The following is a 1,716-nucleotide window of genomic DNA, read 5'->3' on the forward strand; positions in this document are numbered from 1 at the left end:
CTTTATTTAAAACTTTGCAACAGAACCAACTAGACTGTGCAAAATAGAGACACTTGAAAAATCTATCGGGGGTCAGAAACTTAATAGTTTTTGACACATAAACAAAATCGCGATATAATGGGGTTGAGAGTGTTTCATAAACTTATGTCATAAAGTTAAGGAGATTTCGCATGATTTTAGAGAATAAATTGGGATTAACCAATCAAGTTGAGTTGGCTAAGGTTGAAGAAAAACTCAGTAAACAAAAAGCGAAAGAATTGTACGATTGTGGAAAAATAAATGAAATCGAAGTTGGTACATTTAAAGGTTTATCTGAAATTCATGAATTTCTATTTTCGGATATTTACGATTTTGCCGGAAAAATCCGATCGGTCAATATTGCAAAAGGAAATTTTCGATTTGCACCAGTTATGTATTTAGAACATTCGTTACAGCATATTGATCAGATGCCACAAACTTCTTTTGAAGAGATTATCAAGAAATATGTGGAGATGAATATCGCTCACCCATTTCGAGAAGGAAATGGCCGAAGTACTAGAATTTGGCTGGATCTCATTTTAAAGGAAGAATTGCAAAAAGTTGTAGATTGGAACTTAATCGATAAAGCAGACTATCTTTCTGCAATGGAGCGAAGTCCCATAAACGATTTGGAAATACGCTATCTAATTTCCAATGCTCTGACTGATAAAATTGACGATCGCGAGTTATATATGAAAGGAATCGATGTCAGCTATTTCTATGAAGGGTATTCTGAGTATACGATAGATGATTTGTAAAAGTAGGTGGACCAAATGACGAAATATGGATATGCACGTGTCTCAACCGCTTCTCAAANTACAAAACGGGATCGGCCAAAATTCAATCAGCTGTTGGCTGGTCTGAAGCCTGGAGATGAAATAGTTGTTACGAAGCTTGATCGATTTGCTCGTAACACGAGAGAAGCATTAGAGATCATTGAACCTTTACTCGATGATAACGTAACGATCAAGGTTTTGAATCTAGGAACGATTGAAAATACGTCCATGGGGCGAATGGTGACACGGACGTTGTTGAGTGTAGCAGAAATGGAACGTGATATGATTGTGGAACGTACCCAAGAAGGAAAAATGTTTGCAAGAAAGAATAATCCTAATTTCAGAGAAGGACGTCCGAAAGCAACAATCACACCGAAGAAGAGGCACGCATATGAACTGCTTACTTCAGGTAAATCGTATAAGGAAGTTGAAGCTATAACCGGTTTCAGTCGCAGTACGCTTTTTAGAATAAAGAAGAAAATTGAAGAAAGTTAAAAAAGAAGTCTCAGCGAACCAGACAGGTAAATACTTAATGCGTTCTAGATATGAGTCTATTAGCATGTTGTGAAATATAATATTTTTTTATTTACTTGATTTCTGCTCAAAAAATGTGTATGGTAACTGTAAAAGGTAAAGTAATTAAAGGTATGCTAGCCACGCTTACTATATTAGGATACCATCATATATTTATAATGAACGATTTGTTCGTCTACCAAACAACACATATCGTTCAGCGTAAGTCACGTTTAGGAACGTGGCTTTTTTAGTGTTATTATCGATAAATAATCTATTGACTCTATTGATTTTATCTCCATATCCCTACGGTGTTGATTGTCTTTAGATCTTTCATTTAAGAACCAAATAACTATCATAAAAATCAGCACTGCTGCTAAGGTTCTGTTGCAAAGTTTTAAATAATTTG

The 1,716-nt window shown here is 35.2% G+C and carries 1 protein-coding gene and 1 pseudogene; both read left to right on the top strand.

The annotated features are described in order from the left end of the window. The first annotated feature begins 170 nt into the window (after window positions 1-170). Entirely contained in the window at window positions 171-776 is a 606-nt protein-coding gene (gene fic / locus RV13_RS20285; protein ID WP_000599739.1) for a protein adenylyltransferase Fic, read from the top strand. Between the two features lie 59 nt (window positions 777-835). Next, window positions 836-1,289, top strand: a pseudogene (locus RV13_RS20290) (recombinase family protein); the annotation flags it as partial. Between the last annotated feature and the right edge of the window lie 427 nt (window positions 1,290-1,716).

Origin of the sequence: Enterococcus raffinosus (genome assembly GCF_001886185.1) — a bacterium.
In the GTDB taxonomy this organism is placed as follows: domain Bacteria; phylum Bacillota; class Bacilli; order Lactobacillales; family Enterococcaceae; genus Enterococcus_A; species Enterococcus_A raffinosus.